This window comes from Pseudarthrobacter sp. PvP004 (assembly GCF_017876035.1).
Taxonomy (GTDB): domain Bacteria; phylum Actinomycetota; class Actinomycetes; order Actinomycetales; family Micrococcaceae; genus Arthrobacter; species Arthrobacter aurescens_A.
The window spans coordinates 881,169-899,586 of sequence record NZ_JAGINL010000001.1 but is presented as its reverse complement, the minus strand read 5'-3'; the positions used below and the strand labels follow the sequence as shown (position 1 = coordinate 899,586).

19 protein-coding genes are annotated in these 18,418 nt (G+C 63.5%); 10 read left to right on the top strand and 9 right to left on the bottom strand.

The features are described 5' to 3' along the window. Positions 1-45: 45 nt before the first annotated feature. Positions 46-714 carry a DUF1684 domain-containing protein gene (locus J3A64_RS04090; protein ID WP_011775189.1) on the top strand — a complete coding sequence of 223 codons (669 nt, stop codon included), beginning with the start codon at positions 46-48 and terminating at the stop codon, positions 712-714. Here J3A64_RS04090 and J3A64_RS04085 read toward each other — a convergent pair. Continuing rightward, a complete protein-coding gene (locus J3A64_RS04085) occupies positions 711-1,907 on the bottom strand; it encodes an SLC13 family permease (RefSeq protein WP_210063679.1) in 1,197 nt (398 codons plus the stop codon). The genes J3A64_RS04090 and J3A64_RS04085 overlap by 4 nt on opposite strands. Before the next feature lie 116 nt (positions 1,908-2,023). Here J3A64_RS04085 and J3A64_RS04080 point away from each other — a divergent pair, with 116 nt between their 5' ends. The 3 genes from J3A64_RS04080 to J3A64_RS04070 all read left to right on the top strand — a co-directional run bounded on the left by J3A64_RS04080 (position 2,024) and on the right by J3A64_RS04070 (position 4,158). Continuing rightward, entirely contained in the window at positions 2,024-2,659 is a 636-nt protein-coding gene (locus J3A64_RS04080; protein WP_011775191.1) for a DM13 domain-containing protein, read from the top strand. Positions 2,660-2,760: 101 nt separating this feature from the next. Next, the gene (locus J3A64_RS04075; protein ID WP_210063678.1) at positions 2,761-3,654 is read left to right on the top strand and encodes a fumarylacetoacetate hydrolase family protein; all 894 of its coding nucleotides are present in this window, start codon (positions 2,761-2,763) and stop codon (positions 3,652-3,654) included. An 18-nt stretch (positions 3,655-3,672) separates the two neighbouring features. Beyond that, the gene (locus J3A64_RS04070) at positions 3,673-4,158 is read left to right on the top strand and encodes a GtrA family protein (RefSeq protein ID WP_011775193.1); all 486 of its coding nucleotides are present in this window, start codon (positions 3,673-3,675) and stop codon (positions 4,156-4,158) included. Here the strand turns inward: J3A64_RS04070 and J3A64_RS04065 are convergent, their stop codons facing one another. The 6 genes from J3A64_RS04065 to J3A64_RS04040 all read right to left on the bottom strand — a co-directional run bounded on the left by J3A64_RS04065 (position 4,159) and on the right by J3A64_RS04040 (position 10,708). Then, on the bottom strand, positions 4,159-5,325 hold the full coding sequence (locus tag J3A64_RS04065) for a cysteine desulfurase family protein (RefSeq protein ID WP_011775194.1): 1,167 nt from the start codon (positions 5,323-5,325) through the stop codon (positions 4,159-4,161). 13 nt (positions 5,326-5,338) lie between these two features. Then, entirely contained in the window at positions 5,339-6,217 is an 879-nt protein-coding gene (gene nadC / locus J3A64_RS04060; protein ID WP_014922127.1) for a carboxylating nicotinate-nucleotide diphosphorylase, read from the bottom strand. Next, on the bottom strand, positions 6,210-8,066 hold the full coding sequence (locus tag J3A64_RS04055) for an L-aspartate oxidase (RefSeq protein ID WP_210063677.1): 1,857 nt from the start codon (positions 8,064-8,066) through the stop codon (positions 6,210-6,212). The genes nadC and J3A64_RS04055 overlap by 8 nt, the downstream gene beginning before the upstream one ends. 43 nt (positions 8,067-8,109) lie before the next feature. Next, on the bottom strand, positions 8,110-9,417 hold the full coding sequence (gene nadA / locus J3A64_RS04050) for a quinolinate synthase NadA (RefSeq protein WP_014922129.1): 1,308 nt from the start codon (positions 9,415-9,417) through the stop codon (positions 8,110-8,112). After that, the gene (locus tag J3A64_RS04045) at positions 9,414-10,133 is read right to left on the bottom strand and encodes an NUDIX domain-containing protein (RefSeq protein ID WP_011775198.1); all 720 of its coding nucleotides are present in this window, start codon (positions 10,131-10,133) and stop codon (positions 9,414-9,416) included. The genes nadA and J3A64_RS04045 overlap by 4 nt, the downstream gene beginning before the upstream one ends. A 101-nt stretch (positions 10,134-10,234) precedes the next feature. Beyond that, positions 10,235-10,708, bottom strand: a complete 474-nt coding sequence (locus J3A64_RS04040) for an Lrp/AsnC family transcriptional regulator (protein WP_014922130.1) — start codon at positions 10,706-10,708, stop codon at positions 10,235-10,237. Between the two features lie 174 nt (positions 10,709-10,882). On the opposite strand from J3A64_RS04040, the gene J3A64_RS04035 reads away from it, so the two are divergent. From J3A64_RS04035 to J3A64_RS04015, 5 genes are all read left to right on the top strand, one after another. Continuing rightward, positions 10,883-12,268: an amino acid permease gene (locus J3A64_RS04035; RefSeq protein WP_011775200.1), complete on the top strand. Its 1,386-nt coding sequence runs from the start codon at positions 10,883-10,885 to the stop codon at positions 12,266-12,268. A 138-nt stretch (positions 12,269-12,406) separates the two neighbouring features. Further along, positions 12,407-13,459, top strand: a complete 1,053-nt coding sequence (locus tag J3A64_RS04030; protein ID WP_043806163.1) for a thiamine pyrophosphate-dependent enzyme — start codon at positions 12,407-12,409, stop codon at positions 13,457-13,459. Beyond that, positions 13,452-14,537, top strand: coding sequence for an alpha-ketoacid dehydrogenase subunit beta (locus J3A64_RS04025; protein ID WP_210063676.1), 1,086 nt, complete (start codon positions 13,452-13,454; stop codon positions 14,535-14,537). Before J3A64_RS04030 ends, J3A64_RS04025 begins: the two co-directional genes overlap by 8 nt. Continuing rightward, a complete protein-coding gene (locus tag J3A64_RS04020; protein WP_014922133.1) occupies positions 14,530-14,859 on the top strand; it encodes a biotin/lipoyl-containing protein in 330 nt (109 codons plus the stop codon). The genes J3A64_RS04025 and J3A64_RS04020 overlap by 8 nt, the downstream gene beginning before the upstream one ends. Before the next feature lies 1 nt (position 14,860). Continuing rightward, on the top strand, positions 14,861-15,691 hold the full coding sequence (locus J3A64_RS04015; protein ID WP_083773641.1) for an alpha/beta fold hydrolase: 831 nt from the start codon (positions 14,861-14,863) through the stop codon (positions 15,689-15,691). 57 nt (positions 15,692-15,748) lie between these two features. On the opposite strand, the gene J3A64_RS04010 is transcribed toward J3A64_RS04015, so the two are convergent. Further along, positions 15,749-16,162: a MarR family transcriptional regulator gene (locus J3A64_RS04010; protein ID WP_011775205.1), complete on the bottom strand. Its 414-nt coding sequence runs from the start codon at positions 16,160-16,162 to the stop codon at positions 15,749-15,751. Between the two features lie 86 nt (positions 16,163-16,248). On the opposite strand from J3A64_RS04010, the gene J3A64_RS04005 reads away from it, so the two are divergent. Next, entirely contained in the window at positions 16,249-16,917 is a 669-nt protein-coding gene (locus J3A64_RS04005) for a phosphoribosyltransferase (protein WP_238324649.1), read from the top strand. Between the two features lie 76 nt (positions 16,918-16,993). On the opposite strand, the gene J3A64_RS04000 is transcribed toward J3A64_RS04005, so the two are convergent. Beyond that, positions 16,994-18,328 carry an MFS transporter gene (locus J3A64_RS04000; RefSeq protein ID WP_011775207.1) on the bottom strand — a complete coding sequence of 445 codons (1,335 nt, stop codon included), beginning with the start codon at positions 18,326-18,328 and terminating at the stop codon, positions 16,994-16,996. Positions 18,329-18,418: the final 90 nt, after the last annotated feature.

Here is an 18,418-nt window from a genome sequence, read left to right as displayed (position 1 = left end):
TTATCGGCGGCCGTCCTACGACACGCACAGGGCTAGGCTGAGGGTATGGCTCCCGATCAAAAGGACTATTTCGAGGACGACATTCCCACCCTGTCAGCGGTTGATATAGCCGACTGGCGCCTGCGGACGTTCGCTCTCTACGACAAGGTGCGTCAACTGGCAGCCACCAATCCCTTTGACGCCCACGTTTTCTGGCGCCAAGAACGTGATCTGATGTTCGCCACCCATCCTGCTTCAGCGCTGACCGCGGAGATGAAAGCCTCATTTTCAGGGCTGCGAACCGCTGACTACGATCCCTCCTTCCGGATATACGCCGCCTTGTCACCCGAAGGAACCGGCCAGGAGATGAACGTCGAAACGGGGACTGACGGCGTGGTGCCCTTCACCAGGATCGGTACGTTTGAGCTGCCCGGGCTCGGCTCCTTGGCGGCCTGGCGGTTACGGAGCTATGGAGGCGGCATCTTTGTGCCCTTCCGGGATTCAACGGCCGGCAAGGACGGCGGAAGCTACGGAGCAGGAAGATACCTGCTGGACACGGTCAAGGGCTCGTTCCATGGGACGCGCGGAACGGGCGCTGATCAAGAGTTCGTGTTGGACTTCAACTTCGCGTACAACCCGTCGTGTGCCTACAACGAGGCCTGGGCATGCCCGTTGGCCGGACCAGCCAACCGCCTGGCTGCAGACGTGCCCGTGGGAGAGCTTTATCTGGGCTAGCCGAGCAGTCCGCCGGGGCCAAAGACTGCGAGCGCCGCGATGGCCGCGAGTATTGTCAGGGGCGCCACGATCAGGCCGAAGACCGCGTATCCCTTCCACTTGACCAGCACGTTCATCCGCACCAGCCTGTCGTGCCACAACAGGGTGGCCAGTGATGCCCACGGCGTGATCAAGGGACCCGCGTTGACTCCCACCAAGAGCGCGGCCATCCTCTGCGGGGTTCCTGCCAGTGGCTCGACCAGCAGGTAAGCGGGAAGGTTGTTGACGATGTTGGAGCCCAGGGCGCCCGTCATGGCCAACCTCAGCAGTTCAAGGAATCCGTTCCCCTGCCCCGCCACCTGGCCCAGCAGAATGGACGCTCCAAGGTATTGGGTTGCCTCAACCACCAGGAAAAGGCCGCAGGTGAACAGCAGCAGGGACCATGGAATCAAGGTCACTGTGAGCACCTTGGGCCTCCGGACGGCGAACGCCACTGCAAGGGTGGCCGCAGCTACAGCGGCGGGGATCCAGATGGGGACTCCGGATACCAGCGCCGGCAACAGCAACAGCAGCACCACGGCACTGACCAGCAGCAGGACCTTGTCAGTGGTTGCTGACGACGAAGGTCCTTGTGCTGGCCGGGTGGAATCGCGCGCATACGCCTTGCCCAATTCGCGGCGAAAGACTATTGATATGAACACCAACGGGACCAGGACGGCGGCCAACGACGGCGCCCACATCAGCTGGGCGAACTGTGCCGGACTGATTCCGCCCAAGTTGTGCTGCGCCAAGAGGTTGGTCAGGTTTGAGATGGGAAGCAGCAAGCTGGCGGTGTTCGCCAGCCACACTGTGGTCAGGGCGAAGGGCAAAACCGGGAGGCCCGCTTGGCGGGCAACGGTGACCACCACCGGGGTGAGGAGCACCGCCGTCGTATCCAGCGATAGGAAGACAGTGCTGAGCGTGGCAAACAACGCCAAAAGCAACCACAGCAGGACACTGCGTCCACGCCCCCAACCTCGCAGATGACGGGCGATCCATTGGAAGGCGCCGGCTTCACTGACGAGCTCGGTAACTACTGTCATGGCAACCACAAAACCCAGGATGGGCGCCACCCGGTCAACCAAGACCGCCACTTCCGGCCATGGCAGGACACCCGTGGCAACGGTAATCCCACCAGCCACAAGAAGGGCCAACCCGATGATCGCCAGACGCATGGAACGGATTCTAAGCCTGGCTCCTGTGTTCTTCCTCCGCGGCACGGGAATAACGCGTCATCGTACTGTAAGCAATGGGGCCCCCACAGCGCGGCGTCGAAGCCTAGCCTTGAAGCATGAACAAACTGCGGGGCATGAACGGACTCCGGAGACAGATCCGGGCCCACAAGACGCTCACCGCTGTGGCAGGGGTGGTTGTCTTGGCAGCCGTAGTGATCGGGGCGGCCCTGTTCCAGCCGTGGCGGCTCTTCACCAGCAGCAGCCTCAATGAGGCCCTTCCTGTTGTCCCATACTCAGCGACCCCGTCGCCGGAAGCTAAGTCGCCAGAAGCTAAGTCGCCAGAGGTTGGGTCGCCAGAGGTCAGGGAGGCTGCGGTTGACACCCCCACTCCTGCAGCGCCGGCGCCTGGCGGACCCGTTGTCGTCGGATCGGGCGCCTTCCTGTCCCAGGAACATGAGACCACCGGCACTGCCCGGTTGCTGAAGCTCCCTGATGGAAGCCATCTGCTCCGCCTGGAGAACCTGGCAAGCAGCGACGGCCCCGACGTCAAGGTGTGGCTGAGTAGCTTGGAAGCTGGCGGCGACTGGTTCAAATACCGTTCAGGACGCTACGTGGATCTTGGCGCGATCAAAGCCACGCACGGTAATCACAACTACGTGATCCCGGCCGGGACCGATGTCGCCGGACTGACGTCAGTAGTCCTGTGGTGTGACCGGTTCAGCGTTTCCTTCGGATCGGCCCCTCTTAGCTGACGTCGTGGCTGACGCGCTGTGAGGCCTGCTCTGCGCGCCAAGAATGTGTCTTCAGGCGTAAAGCAGGCCTCGCAACGCATGGGAGGACGTAGGATGTCATCATGACTTCGCCCCTTCCCCGTCGTATCGCCCGCGTCCGGCCCGCTCCACCCCGCTCGATGACCAGCCAGTCGTTCACCGGTCTGCCGGTCACCAGTAAAGCACCGGACGAGCAATTCTTCGTGGCCAACGACGCCGCGGTGTTCGATTCGCCCGCAGGGACCCGGTGGACCGTGGTGGACTCCCCTTTCGGGGCCTCGAGGGCCAACGCCAACAGTCCTGCCAGGGAGGGCTGGGAGCTTGGTGATGTGGTCAGCCAAGACGCGTTCACCTTCCTGGCCCCTTCAGTACCTGCCAACGTCTTTGGCATGGCCCATAACACCGGGCAACCTGGCCGCGACTTGCCGCCACAGGCTTTCCACAAGGCGGCGTCGAGCGTCATCGGCCCCGGCGAGGCGATCCAACTCAGCTCCACCGTCGGTTACGTGGACCCGGAAGCTGAACTGACCGTCGTCGTCGGCCGTGCCGCACGAGGCTTGACCCTTGAAACGGCGAGCTCGGCAATTCTTGGTTACACCATCGGCAACGACGTCTCAGCCCGCGACCTCCAGAAGACCGACGAGCTCTGGATCAGCGCCAAAAGCCAGGACACCTTCACTCCCGCAGGTCCGTGGATAGTCACCAACCTGGATGACTCAAACCTGGAGATCGGGATCGTGCACAACGGCAAGGAGCTGCAGACTGCTAGTTCCGCGGACCTTGGCTGGAAAGTGGACGAGATCATGGTCTATCTGACCTCCTTCATGACCCTCCAACCCGGCGACCTTGTGCTCACAGGGTTCCCCGCAGAGTGCGCTCGAATCCAGCCCGGAGACACCGTTGTGTGCCGGGTGGAAGGAATCGGCGAACTTCACAACCCCGTCACCAGCGCCGCCTGGGAGGAACTGCCAGCGTAGTGTGTCAGGCTTAATGGCATGGAGACAGCCGCGGACGCCACTGAGCTGCGCCCGTCTCCCTCCCCGAAGCTCCCCCGCAAACGGCACCGTGGGGTGCTCAAGTATCCCGTTGTCCGGCAATTGCTGCGTTTCACGGGGGTCGGTGTGGTGTGCACAGCAAGTTCGCTGGCGATCTATGCCTTGCTGCGTCCTTGGATCGATCCCCAACTGGCCAACGCTGTGGCCCTCATTGTGACGTCTCTGATGAACACGGCCCTTAATCGCCGTTTGACGTTCAAGATCACGGGCCGCAAGAAGCGGACCCAAGATCACCTGAGCGGGGTGATCGTCATTGTCATAGCCTTGATCATTACCGGCGGCAGCCTCGGCGTACTGCATCTCTTCCGTCCGGAAGCCACAGTCACCGAGGAGCTGTGGACCACTACCCTGGCCGGGTTCCTTGCCACGGCTGTCCGGTTCACCCTGCTGCGCCACTGGATTTTCCGGCGCGCCCGGCACATGTAGCTAGCCGGCCTGCGGGGACGCCAGGTTCCGGACACGCCCGACGGCGGTCTCCACGGCAGCGGCTGCCTGCTCCAGCTCCGCGTCGGTGATAGTTGAGGTGAAACTGAAGCGCACCGCCGTCTGGGCCGTTTCGGGCGCTATGCCAAGGGCCACCAGCACCGGCGAGGGCGCGTCGGATCCTGCCGCGCAAGCCGAGCCACTGGAACACACCACGCCGAGCCGCTCAAGTTCAAGCAGCACCGACTCGCCGCTGGTGCCCGGGAAGCAGAAGGAAGCAACTGAAGGAAGGCGCTGCTTACGGTGACCCGTGAGCAACGCGTCAGGTACGGTGGCGAGGATCCTGCCGATGAACTGATTCCTCAGCTCCGAAACACGCGCCGCCTGTTCTGGCTGCTCGGCGTGGGACAGCCTGAGCGCTGTGGACAGCGCCACGGCTCCGGCCACGTTCTCTGTCCCCGAGCGCTTTGCCCTTTCCTGGCCCCCACCGTGAACCAGGGGTTCCACCCGCAGACGACCCCTGGTGAACAGAACACCGGACCCTTTGGGCGCACCAAGTTTGTGTCCGGAAATACTCAAGGCGTCCACACCAAGTGCTCTAACGTCCAGCGTCAGCCATCCGGCAGCTTGCACCGCGTCCGTGTGGAAGGGGACGCCGTGTTCCCGAGCCACTGCCGCCAAGGCAGCAATGGGCTGGACCGTTCCGATCTCGTTGTTCGCGTACATGATGCTCACCATCGCAGTTTTGGGCCCTATGACTGCCCGCAGGGCCTCAACGGAGACCATGCCGTCTCCATCGACCGGAAGCACGTCCACGGCGAACCCGTGCACTCGCTCAAGGTAGCGGGCCGACTCTTCCACTGCGGGATGCTCGATGGCGCTGATCACGATCCGGTTCAGCGAGGGGGCTGCCGCCTGCCGGGCCAGCGCGATGCCTTTGACGGCGAGATTGTCCGCTTCCGTGCCTCCGGAGGTGAAGGTCACCTCCCCGGCACGGCAGTTCAGGACCTTCGCGACGCCGGAACGGGCCTCTGCGAGTGCAGCTGCTGCCGCTTCGCCGAGGCTGTGATGACTGGAAGGGTTGCCGAACTCGCCGCTGAGGTACGGCCACATGGCTTCAAGGGCCTCACGGCGAACCGGTGTGGTGGCGGCGGCGTCGAGGAAGATCATGGCGGTTACGCCTTCAGTTCTGTGTGGGTTTAAGTTCGATGTCGAGGCCGAGATCGAGCGCGCTCACGCTGTGGGTCAGGCCTCCGACGGAGATAACGTCCACGCCCGCCGAGGCAATTTCGGTGACGGTGTTGATGTTCACGTTGCCGCTGGCTTCCACGATGGCGCGCCCGTCGACTTGCTTAACCCCTGCCCGGAGCTCTTCAAGGGAGAAGTTGTCCAGCATGATGGTGTCCACACCGGCAGCCAGCACGGGTTCGATCTGCTCGGCCCGGTCCACTTCGACTTCGAAGTGGGTGGTGTGGCCAAGCTGGGCTTTTGCTGCAATCAGCAGCTCGGTCAGCTTGCTGGAATCACCCCCGGTCATGACTGCCAAGTGGTTGTCCTTGGCCAGCACGGCGTCGGAGAGGCTGTAGCGGTGGTTGGCTCCCCCACCGCAGCGCACCGCGTAGCGCTCCAGGACACGAAGTCCGGGTGTGGTCTTGCGGGTGTCCGTGATCCGGGCGCGCGTCCCTTCCACAAGCCGGACAAACTCCGCCGTCTTAGTGGCGATGGCGCTCATCCGCTGCACCAGGTTCAAACCGACCCTTTCGGCGAGGAGCACCGAACGGGCTCTGCCACTGACCCGCGCGAGGTGTGTTCCGGCGTCGAAGGCTTCACCGTCGGCGAGCAGGATTTCCACCTCGGTGTCCGGGTCCACAAGCTTCATGGCGTCACGGAACACAGTGCCGCCGCTGAAGACGCCGGGGACGCGCGCGTTCAGCACGGCTGTTGCCCGGGCTTCGGCGGGAATCAGGAGCTGCGAGGTGATGTCGCCGCTGGGTGCGTCCTCCGCTAATGCCCGTTCCAGGATCTCCCGGACGGGGGCTGCGGGGAGGGTCAGGTTAGTCATGGACGAGGCTCGCTTTCCGGCTCATGGTGTAACGCTTGTCAAAATCGTCGACGGCGGCTGGTTCCGTCACGCTGTCGCTGCGGTAATGCGCTCCCAAAGACTCCCGCCGCTCCTGTGCCGCATGGACGAGCAACTGAGCTGCCAGGAGCAGGTTGGAATCCTCATGCTCCCGGACGTCGAGGGAATCAGGAATATTCAGAGGCAGAACGTCCTCCGCCCAAGCAGCCAAGCCGGTCCCGGCCTCACGAAGCAGACCACCGGTCCGCAAAACCCCGGCCTTCGCAGTCATCAATCGCCGTAAAGCCCCCCGCGAAAACACCCCCGCCTTCGCAAAAGAAACCTCCCGAGCCCCCGGCCCAGGCAAAGACTCAAACTCCCAGGAAACAGGAGCAGGGAACGGATCCAACGCCAACGCCCAACCGCCCGGACTAGTCGACAAGTCCTCTTCCAGCGGCGCCGGAGGCCCCGACAGCGCCGTTGTCGCGTGAGGGCCCGTATCGGCCACCGAGCTAGCGAGGCGATCGCCGGTACGAGGCGCGAGCGCAGGCGCCAAGGGGCCTGTGGCGCCGCGGTCACCGTAGAGGAACGCTTCCACGGCTCTCCGCCCGAACACCAGGCCTTCGAGCAGGGAGTTGCTCGCCAAGCGGTTGGCACCCTGCACCCCGGTGCAGGCCACTTCGCCGGCAGCCAAGAGCCCGGGAACGGAGGTCCGGCCGTAGAGATCGGTCACCACGCCACCCATCCAGTAGTGGGCGGCGGGTGCCACGGGAACGAGTTCCCTGGTCCAGTCGACTCCAGCTTGGCGTGTTCGTTTGCTGAGGGTGGGGAAGCGCTTGTCGAGGAAGCCTTTTCCTCGGCTTTCCTCAATCACGGTGGCATCCAGGAACACGTGGCCGTTGGGGTCGCCGAGCTTTGTGAGGTGCAGGGCGATGCTGCGGGATACGACGTCGCGGGGGGCGAGTTCCGCGTCAGGGTGGTATGCGGGCATGAAGCGGTGCCCGTTGGCGTCCAGGAGGATGGCACCTTCGCCCCGCACCGCCTCGGAGATCAGCAGGGGGTCGTTGTTGCCTTCTGCTTCCCGCGCCTCAGCCGGGAGCACCATGCACGTCGGGTGGAATTGGAAGAACTCGAGGTCTGCAACCGCGGCTCCAACACGCCATGCGAGCGCCAAACCATCGGCTGTGGCAACCGCCGGGTTGGTGGTTTGGGCAAAAAGCTGCCCGGCCCCGCCCGTGGCGAGGAGGACGGAGTCGCCGTGGACGCCGAGGTGGCGTCCGTCATGGAGGAAATTTGCTCCCACCACACGGCCACCCTGCGGTCCGCCCAACGAGAGCGAGGTGACCTGGGCGTGCCCGATGACGTGGATTCTGCCCGCGGCTTGGAAATCCAGGACTGTCCGGATCAGTGCGGCCGCCACCCCGGCACCGGTGGCGTCGCCGCCGGCGTGCAGGATGCGCGGAGCCGAGTGGGCGGCTTCGAGACCCAAGGCGGGGTCGCCGTCGTCGTCGAGGTCGAACTGCACGCCGAACCGTCCCAGCCCTGCGATGTCCAAGCGCGCTTCCGTGCACAACACCTGTACTGCTTCTTCGTTGCAGTGGCCTGCCCCTGCTTTGAGGGTGTCAGCGATGTGTGCAGCCACTGTGTCACCGGGGGCCGGCTCGTCCAGTACAGCGGAAATCCCACCTTGGGCGTAGTAGGTGTTGCTGTCCGCGAGCGCACCCTTGGTCAGCAGTACCACTTCCGCGCCGGCTTCCGCGGCCAGCAGCGCGGAGTACAGCCCTGCTATTCCGCTTCCGACGACGATCAGCCGTTTGGGGGCAGGCCCTTGAGCAACGCTCGCTGCAGTCATGTGAGGCTCGATTCGGCTAGTGCGGTGTGATGTGCCTGCTGGCTTAGGCCGGTTTGGCAGCCAGCATGCGCTCCAGCGCAATCTTGGCGTTGTCCTGCACGGAGTCGTCCACCGTGATCCGGTTGACAATGCGTCCTTCCACGAGCTCCTCAAGGACCCAGGCGAGGTAGCCGGGGTGGATGCGGTACATGGTGGAGCACGGGCAGATGACGGGATCGAGGCAGAAGATGGTGTGCTGCGGGTTTTCGGCGGCGAGCCGGTTCACCATGTTGATTTCGGTTCCGATGGCGAACGTGGTGGGCTCGGTTGCGGCAGCGATGGCCTTCTTGATGAAGTCGGTGGAACCGGCGGAGTCGGCGGCGTCCACTACCTCCATGGGGCACTCGGGGTGGACGATCACGTTGACGCCGGGGAAGTCCAGCCGGGCTTTTTCGATCTGGCCTACGTTGAAGCGCTTGTGGACTGAGCAGAAGCCGTGCCAGAGGATGACGCGGGAGTCCAGCAGCGCATGTTCGTCGTTGCCGCCGAATTCCTTGCGCGGGTTCCACATGGGCATCTGTTCCAGCGGGACGCCCAGTGCCTTGGCGGTGTTGCGACCCAAGTGCTGATCGGGGAAGAACAGGACCCGCTGGCCGCGCTCGAAGGCCCATTCCAGGACCACTTTGGCGTTGGACGAGGTGCAGACGATTCCACCGTTGCGCCCACAGAACGCCTTCAGTGCAGCGGAAGAGTTCATGTATGTTACGGGGATGACGGGTACCCGGCCGGACGCGTCAGGCTCCGTGCCGAAGATTTCTTCCAGCTGCTCCCAGCATTCCTCTACAGAGTCTTCGTCTGCCATGTCGGCCATGGAGCAACCGGCGGCGAGGTTGGGCAGAATGACTGCCTGCTGGGGCGTGGAGAGGATGTCCGCTGTCTCGGCCATGAAGTGGACCCCGCAGAAGATGATTGCTTCGGCGTCCGGCTTGGTCAGTGCTGCGTTGGCGAGCTGGAACGAGTCGCCTACGAAGTCTGCGTACTGGATGACTTCGTCTCGCTGGTAGAAGTGGCCCAGGATGACGGCGCGGTCCCCCAGCGTCGCTTTGGCGGCCCGGATACGAACGTCAAGTTCGGCGTCGGTGGCTTTCTTGTACTCTTCCGGAAGCTGGCCTTGGCGCGGCGTGGCTTTGGGCGCAACGTCGTCACTTGAGGCGCCCGGGCCATAGGCGGGCTCACCGGCGAGGGACTCGGCAAGGTCATACTCCCATGGGCCCCTGGCCAAGGCCGGGCTGCACGTGGACCCTGCGCGGGAGAGGCCCTTCTCGGCTTCTTCGCGAGTGATCAGCTGGACGGCAGTGTTGACGCTGCTCATGGTGTACTCCTGTTGTCTGGCCCGAGGCCGGGCGTGCCGGTGAAGCGGTAGAGGCGGGGTGGGCGGTGTTTTCCGCCTTGGAGGTATTCACCGGTTTCTTCGATTTCCGGTGTTGCCTTGACGTGCCTGCGGAAGTTTGCGGGATCGAGCTGGCGGTCCAGCACGGCCTCGTAGACTTCGCGGACTTGGGCGAGGGTGAAGAACTCTCCCAGCAGGTGGTAGGCGATGGACCCGTAGGCCATCTTGTTGCGGAGCCGCCATAACGCGTAGTCCACGATTGCGTTGTGATCGAAGGCCAGTTCTCCGAGCCGGTCCGCCCGGAACCAGCGCACGTTTTCTGATTCGTCAGCAAGGGCAGCTTCAGTGGGTTGCACCAGTGCCCAGTACACGATGGAGACAACCCTCTGGGTGGGCGATCTGTGGAGGCCGCCAAAAGCGTAGAGCTGCTCGAGGTAGTGGGGCGCCAGGCCGGTGGTTTCGCGGAGGTTCCGCGAGGCAGCATCCTGCAGGGATTCGTCATGGGCCAACGGTCCACCCGGGAGCGCCCACATGTCTTTGTAGGGTTCACGAATGCGGCGGACCAGCGGCAGCCACAGGGTGGGGCGCCCGGACTTTTCGCTGGGGCGGAGGGCGAAAATCACCGTTGAAATAGCCAACGACGGCGGTGCGAGACGCCTCTCGGCGACGTTCGCTGAGTTGGTGTTCACGGCGTTCACCTCGCTTCATCGCCGTCCGGTCCAGACCGGATCATTAGTTAAAGTCATGTTGACTAGAACTAATGGTACGACTCGATGTGCGCGTAGCAAAATGCTTTACGTCACACTGGCTTCGCAGCCGCTTCCATCAGCGGCAGCGTGCGGCCCTGGATGTGGCTGTTCAGGACGATGACCGACGAGCAGCGGACCACGGACTTGGTGGCAATCATGGCATCAAGGACGCGCTGCATATCCGGGTTGGACCGCGCCGCGATCCTCACCATAAGGTCCGAGTTTCCCGTGACTGTGTGGACCTCAATAATCTCCGGGATGGCACTCAGGCTTTCAATGATCGCGTCATGGCCGATCTCCTGGGTGATGGTGACCGAACAGAAGGCCACCACCGGGAATCCGAAATTGGCCGGATCGGGCTGCGGAACCCATGAACCGATGACCCCGTTCTCGATCATGCGATCGATCCGGGACTGCACCGTGGCCCTGGCAACCCTGAGCACGCGGGAGGCCTCCAGCACCGAAGATCGTGGTGAATCCGTGAAGAAACGTACAATTTTTGCATCAAGCGCATCGACCAGCATCAAAGTTCCTGTCCCCGGGGATCCATACCCATCACATCGCTACAGCAAAAAGTGATGTATCTTACAAACTGCGAGAATTATTCCACGGCTCTTGCTGCGTCGTCGACGCCCGCGTGCCAAACCCATGAGGCCAGCACGCCAAACCAGCATGTAATCCATAGAAGGTAGACACGTATGACAACGAAGTCCATCGCGGCTCCTGCGCCAACATCCGGCCTCGGCCATTCGCTCAAGCCGCGCCAGCTCACCATGATGGGGCTCGGCAGCGCGATCGGCGCGGGCCTCTTCCTCGGCTCGGGGGCAGGCGTTCAGGCGGCCGGTCCGGCAGTCCTCATTTCCTACCTCGTCGCCGGCACCCTGATCATCCTGGTCATGTGGGCCCTCGGCGAGATGGCCGCCGCCAACCCGAACAGCGGCGCGTTCTCCGTGTACGCAGAGAAAGCCATGGGCAAAACCGCCGGCGGAACCATCGGCTGGCTGTGGTGGCTCCAGCTGGTGGTGGTCATTGCCGCCGAAGCCATCGGCGCAGCCGGGCTACTGTTCTCCATCTGGCCCGTCATCCCCGTATGGGTCCTTGCGCTGGTCTTCATGGTGGTCTTCACGGGAATTAACCTGGTGGGCGTCCGCAACTTCGGTGAGTTCGAGTTCTGGTTCGCCATCCTCAAGGTGGCCGCAATCGTCATCTTCCTGCTGATCGGCGCAGCCCTGCTGTTCGGTTGGCTGCCAAACGTCCCCTCCCCCGGATTCTCAGCGTTCGGCGACTTTGCCCCCAACGGCATCGGTGGCATCGCCGCCGCCTTGTTCGTGGTGATCTTCGCGTTCGGTGGAACCGAGATCGTCAGCGTTGCTGCTGCCGAAACCGAGAACCCTGCCCACAGCGTAGGCAAGGCCATCCGCACGGTGGTCTGGCGCATCCTGGTCTTCTACATCGGCTCCGTGTTTGTCATCGCAGCCGTTCTTCCCGTGGGATCGGAAGGACTGAAGTCCCCGTTCGCCGGCGTGCTGGACCTTGCGGGGATCCCCGGCGCCGGAGCGGCCATCACCTTGGTAGCCGTCGTCGCCCTGTTGTCCGCCCTCAACGCCAACCTCTACGGCGCCTCCCGCATGATTTTCTCCCTCTCAGAGCGCGGGGAAGCTCCCGGCTTCCTGTCCCGCCTCAGCGGCTCAAAGGTTCCCGTTGCCGCCGTCGGAATTTCGGTTGCCTTCGGCTTCATCGCCACGGTCCTCGAGTTGCTGTTCCCGGAGAAGATCCTGCCGGCCCTGCTGAACCTTGTCGGATCCACGTGCCTTGTAGTGTGGGGCACCGCACTGGTCTCGCAGTTCATCCTGCGCCGCAGGGCTGACCGGGACGGCACAGAGCTGCCGCTGCGCATGAAGGGATTCCCCTTCCTCACCATCGTGGGCCTCGTCCTGCTGGGCCTCATCCTGGTGGTGGGCTTCGCCAACCCGGAAAGTGCCGGGCAGCTGATCGGAACCTTCATCCTGATCCTGGTCATCGCCGCCGGCTGCTTCCTCAACGCCAAGGCCAAGGCTGCCAAACACTCCACATCCGTCGAGTAACCAGCTGCTCATTGCCATCAAGAAGCCCTGCACAGTTTGTACCGTGCAGGGCTTCTTTGTGTGCCCAAATTGTACAAAGTGTTTCATTTGAACTGAGCTGATTGCGCACAGCTTCATTGGGTGACTAGGGTCACAGCCATGACTACACATCCTGTGCTGGCCGCCGTCGATGATGACTCGGCCCCGCTCACCCACCATCAACTCCGTGAGCTGTACACCCTGATGGCAGCCGTCCGGCACCTGGACACCTCTGCTGTCGCCTGGCAGCGCCAAGGCATCATCCCGGGCTATGCGCCGGAGCTCGGCCAGGAGGCCGCACAAGTGGGCAGCGGCTACGCCGTTGACCGGACCCGTGACTTCGTCTTCCCCACCTACCGTGAGATGGGCGTTGCCCGGGCAATGGGCCTGGACATGGTGGGGTACATGTCCACCCACAAGGCCACGTGGCACGGTGGCATGTACAACCCTTTGGAGTCCAGGTTCGCACCCATTCAGGCCGTGGTTGCGGGGTCTGTCCTGCACGCTGTCGGCTGGGCCCACGGCCAAACCCTCTCCGGCCACGCCGCGGGTGAAACGGGCGTTGCCATGACGTACTTCGGTGACGGCGCCTCCTCGCAGGGCGACGTCCACGAAGCCATGAACTTCGCCGCAGTCATGAAAGCCCCCGTCGTCTTCTTCATCCAGAACAACGGGTGGGCCATCTCGGTCCCCACGGAACGCCAAGTTGCCGGCGGCTCCGTCGCGGCGCGCGCTGCCGGGTACGGAATCCCGGCCCTGCAGGTGGACGGCAATGACGTCGTAGCTGTTTTCGAAGCCACTCGTTCCGCTTTCGCGCACTGCCGCGCCGGCAACGGACCCGTGGTGATCGAAGCCATGACCTACCGCCGCGGGCCGCACTCCACCGCCGACGATCCCGGCCGCTACCGCACGCTGGATGAAGAACGGCTGGACGCCGGAGAGGATCCACTGGAGCGTTTCAAGCAGCGGCTGCTCGCCGAAGGGATTGCAGACGAGGCCTTCTTCACCGAAGCGCAGCGGAAGGCCGAAGAAGAAGAGGAAGCCATCCGTACCGGCATCGAAGACCTGGGCCCCCGCCCCGGCGCCGAAATGTTCGGCCTGGTTTTCCAGGAACCAACGCCCGCCCTTCAATCCCAAGCCACCGCGTGGCGCGAGGAGTCCGAACATGTCTGAGACCATCACCGATCCGCGCAGTACTGAGAGCAGCACGGCCACCGATGCCGGGTCCGTTCAGCAACTGTCCATGCAGCAAGCACTCAACCGTGCCCTCGACGAGATCCTGGCCGAGAACCCCAAGACGGTCATCTTCGGCGAGGACTGCGGCCGACTGGGCGGCGTCTTTCGCATCACCGACGGTCTCCAGGCGAAGCACGGCGAGGACCGCGTCTTCGACACCCCGCTGGCAGAGTCCGGCATCCTCGGAATGTCCGTGGGCCTGGCCATGGCAGGCTTCCATCCCATCCCCGAGGTCCAGTTCGATGGCTTCGCCTACCCGGCCATCAACCAGATCGTTTGCCAGATCGCCCGGATGAACTACCGCAGCCGAGGCACCCTGCCCATGCCCATCACGCTGCGTGTGCCCAGCTTCGGCGGCATCCGCGCACCCGAGCACCACGGCGAGTCCTTAGAGGCGCTCTTTGCCCACGTACCGGGACTCAAAGTGGTCTCACCGTCCACCCCGCACGACGCCTACCACCTGCTCAAGTACGCCGCGACCCGCGCGGACCCGGTCATCTTCATGGAGCCCAAGTCCCGCTATTGGCAGAAGGGACCGGTGGACGTCGCCTCCGCAGTTCCGGGTCTGGCAACACACGACGACGGCACGGACGACGCTGCCGGTCTCAGCGGCGCCCGCGTGGCCAGGGAAGGCCGCCACCTTACCCTCGTGGCGTGGGGTGCCATGGTCTCCCGCTGCCTGCAGGTTGCCGAGTTGGCTGCCGAGGACGGGATTGACATCGAGGTCCTGGACCTGCGCTGGCTGAAACCGATCGATGCCGAAGCTTTGGCGAGGTCTGTTGGCAAGACGCGCCGCGCCGTCGTCGTCCATGAAGCGCCGCTGACCTCAGGTTTGGGGGCCGAAGTCGCCCAACTCATCACGCAGAGCTGTTTCGCGACGCTCAAGGCGCCGGTGGAACGTGTGACCGGCTTCGACGTGCCCTATCCGTCCGGAGACCTGGAGGACGAATACATTCCCAACATCGACCGCATCCTCTTTGGGATCCAACGCGTACTGGAGTACCGCCGTGGCTGAAATTTCCTTCCCGCTCCCCGACCTCGGTGAGGGCCTCATTGAGGCAACCGTGCTGGACTGGCTCGTGGAGCCCGGTCAGCAGGTGGAACGCAACCAAGCGATCGTGGAGCTGGAGACCACTAAGTCGGCCCTCGAATTGCCCAGCCCGCAGGCGGGTAAAGTGGTGCGTATTCACGGTGCGCCCGGTGACACAATCAACGTTGGCGAGCCGCTGATCGTGTTCGAGGTCCCGGATGACACCGCCGGGATCGTGGGCACTGTTCCGAAGGACGAAGCACCCAAGCGCCGGGTCCGCCTGAGCGCCGTACTCGATGAGGACTGACATGATGACCGGCAGGCACACCATGGAACAGCACAGGCACACGGTAGAGGGCACGGATCCCGGGCTGTTCGTGGAAGTCCACGAGCCGGCCACCGACGCCGGCCTGCGCCCCGTCCTGCTTATCCACGGCTTCTCTTCCTCCACGAAACTGAACTGGGTGGACAGCGGCTGGATCACCACCCTTCAGGACGCAGGCCGCCGGGTCATCACCGTGGACCTGCCTGGTCATGGCCGGAGCCACTCCCCTGAGGATTTGGATTCGTACACGCCCAGCCGCATTCGTGCTGACCTTCTCCAGATAGTCAACGACGCCGGGGCGCGGCCCCTGCGCGACGGCGACCCGTCCACGGGACTCGACGTCATTGGCTACTCGCTCGGTTCCAGGCTGGCGTGGGAGTTCGGCGCCACCCAGCCGGACCTCGTTCACCGCATCGTTCTGGGCGGGCCGAGCTCGGCGGACCCGTTGGCAGCTTTCGACCTCGTGGCCGCACAGCGGCATCTGGCCGACGGCACACCCATTGAGGACGGGTCCACGGCAGGCCTGCTGAAGATGGCGCAAATGCTTCCAAGCAACAACCTGTTTGCCATGTTGTCGCTCATCGAGGCCATCAAGGGCGAACCTTTCGATCCTGCGGAGGCCGCCCCTCACATGCCACTGTTGCTCGTGGCCGGGGAGAAAGACGAACGGGCAGCCACCATGCCGGAGCTGGCCTCCATTGCGGGCAAACGTGGCGGCATGGTGGAGACCTTGGTGATCCCGGGACGCACCCATACCAACGTCATAACAAGCCGGGCGTTCAAGGAAGCTGCCGTCGGGTTCCTCGGCGTGTAGGAGCCCGGCGTATAGAACGGAGATAGCTTTGCGGGCGGCTGGTACTCCTGACTGACGTCAGCGGGCCAGCCGCTCGGCGTTCAGGCTCATGCGCTCCAACACACTCAGGGCCATCGCGTACTCGTCGATGCCTATGCCCATGGACAAGTCCTGACGCGCATCTTCCACCAAGCGTTGGGCCTCGTGGTATTTTTCCCTTCCACGTTCGCTCAGCGCCAGCCTGTCGTCGATCATGGTGATCATTCCCCGCCCCACCAAGGCCGCAAGTTCGCGTTCGCGTAGCCGGGCATCGCCGCCCCACAGCGGCTGCAGGATGTCCTCCAGTCGATCAGGCCGCATGGCCCCCTCCGACAGCGTGCCCAAGGTGTGCCATTGGCGCCGGGTGAGTTTGATCCGGGCCAGGGTGGCGTCCAGCTGGATTTCCAATGCGGCGTCCAACCTCTTGATCCAATATCCGATGGGCTTGTTCACAAGGCCATGCTTTCAGTGGGGGCGCCACCGGGCAAGGTGTGGACTGTAGGCTGGGGAGTGCAACGAATTACGTGGAAGTGGAGCAGATGGGCATGCGTTTCAAGGACCGTGCGGAAGCCGGTCGACGCCTGGCTGAAGGACTCCCCCAACTGAGGGAGCGGCCGGACACCATCGTCCTGGGCCTGGCCCGTGGCGGAGTCCCGGTAGCCGCAGCCGCGGCCGCGGAACTGTACCTGCCGTTTGGCGCCGTGCTGGTCCGCAAACTGGGCATTCCGGGGCGTGACGAGACCGCTTTCGGGGCCCTGGCGTGGTCGCAGGGCGATGTCCTTCGGATCGTTAACAGGCCCTTGAAGGAGCTCGTCCTGGCCCACGGAATTTCCCAGTCAGCCTTGGACGCCGTGGAAGCCCATGAACGGGCCGAGTTGATCCGCCGCGCCAACCGCTACCCGGGCATCGGCCACGATCTCCGCGGAAAGACAGTGGTGCTGGCCGACGACGGACTCGCTACAGGAGCCACCATGCGGGCAGCCGTGGAAGCCGTCCGGTCCGGCGGTGCCAGCACCGTCATCGCCGCAGTGCCGGTTGCCTCCCTTGAGGCCTCGACGTCGCTGGCCCGGGTCTGCGACTTTGTGATGGCATTGCACACGCCCGGCAAGTTCCATGCAGTTGGCGCGTTCTACGACCGCTTCGAGCAGTTGTCCGACGCCGACGTCGTAGGCCAGCTTGAAGGCGCCGGGGCCAGCGGCCGTAAGTAGCCGCCGTCGTGATCTAAACGCAAAGACGGGCGCGGTCCCTTGGGACCGCACCCGTCTTTTATGCTTTTTGCAGCTTCTAGTGGTGGACGCTATATCCCAGCGGACGGCCACGGGTTTCCTTGGCCAAGATCACGCCAATTGCGGAGATGACACACAGAACCATGATGTAGATGCCCACTGATCCGGACCACTTGGTGGTATCCAGGAGAGCTTGGGCAATGAGCGGAGCGAAAGCGCCGCCCAGGATTGCACCCAGCGCATATCCGATGGAAATTCCCGAGTATCGGACTTGGGCAGGGAACATCTCGGCGTACATGGCGGACATAGGACCGTAGGACAGACCCAATCCGATAGTGAGGACAAACAGTGCGGTTCCATAGAGCAGGATGTCCTTGGAATCGATCAGCACGAACATGGGAATCATCCACGCGAAGACCAAGCCGTAACCGATCAGGAACGTCTTGACGCGACCAATCTTGTCTGACAACCAACCGCCCACCATGGTGAAGATGAGCCAGCCGAAGGACGCAATGGTGGTGGCCAGCAAGACCTGCGGCGTAGGCATCTTCAACGTACGTGTGGCGTAGGAGATGAAGAAGGCGATCAGCAGGTAACCGGCCGCGTTATTGGCGATGAAGATCAAGGCAGCAAGAACAACTTCCTTCTTGTTCTTGCGGAACAGTTCACCCAGGGGTGCCTTGCTTTCGGCCTTGCGCTGGGCGATCTCCTTGAAGACAGGGCTCTCACCAACGGCGCGTCGAATCAGGTATCCCACCACGATGAGGACCACGGACAGCAGGAACGGCACGCGCCATCCCCAAGACGCGAAGTCTTCCTTGGACATCCCCGACTGCAGCAGGAACAACAGACCGGTGGCCAGGATCATGCCGATCGGAACACCGATCTGCGGGTAGGCGCCGAAAAGTCCGCGCTTCTTAAGCGGCGCATGCTCCACAGCCATGAGTGCAGCACCGCCCCACTCGCCACCGGCCGAGAACCCCTGGACCACGCGCAGCGTGATGAGCAGGATAGGCGCCCATACGCCGATGGTTGCGTAGGTGGGCAGCAAGCCGATCAGCGCAGTGGCAGCACCCATCATGACCAGTGTCATGACAAGCACGGCCTTGCGGCCCATCCTGTCGCCGAGGTGTCCGGCGACAAAGGCCCCGAGAGGACGGAACAGGAAACTGATGCCGATCGTGGCGAACGACAGGAGCTGGGCCACTCCCGGGTTGGACTTCTCCAAGGGAGAAAGGAACAACGGCGCCAACAGGGTGGCGGTGAGCTGGGCGAAAATGAAGAAGTCGTACCACTCAATGGTGGTGCCCACCAACGTCCCGGCCAGTACCCTGCGCTCCTCGCGCTTGCTGCTGGGTCCTGACGGAGAGTCGACAGTGGAAGTTGCGGTCATTGGAACTCCATGGGGTGAGAGTGACTGGTCGGCGCTTGACTTGCATTAACCGACAGAACGGTCAGTTAGGAAAGAATACTACATCCTGTG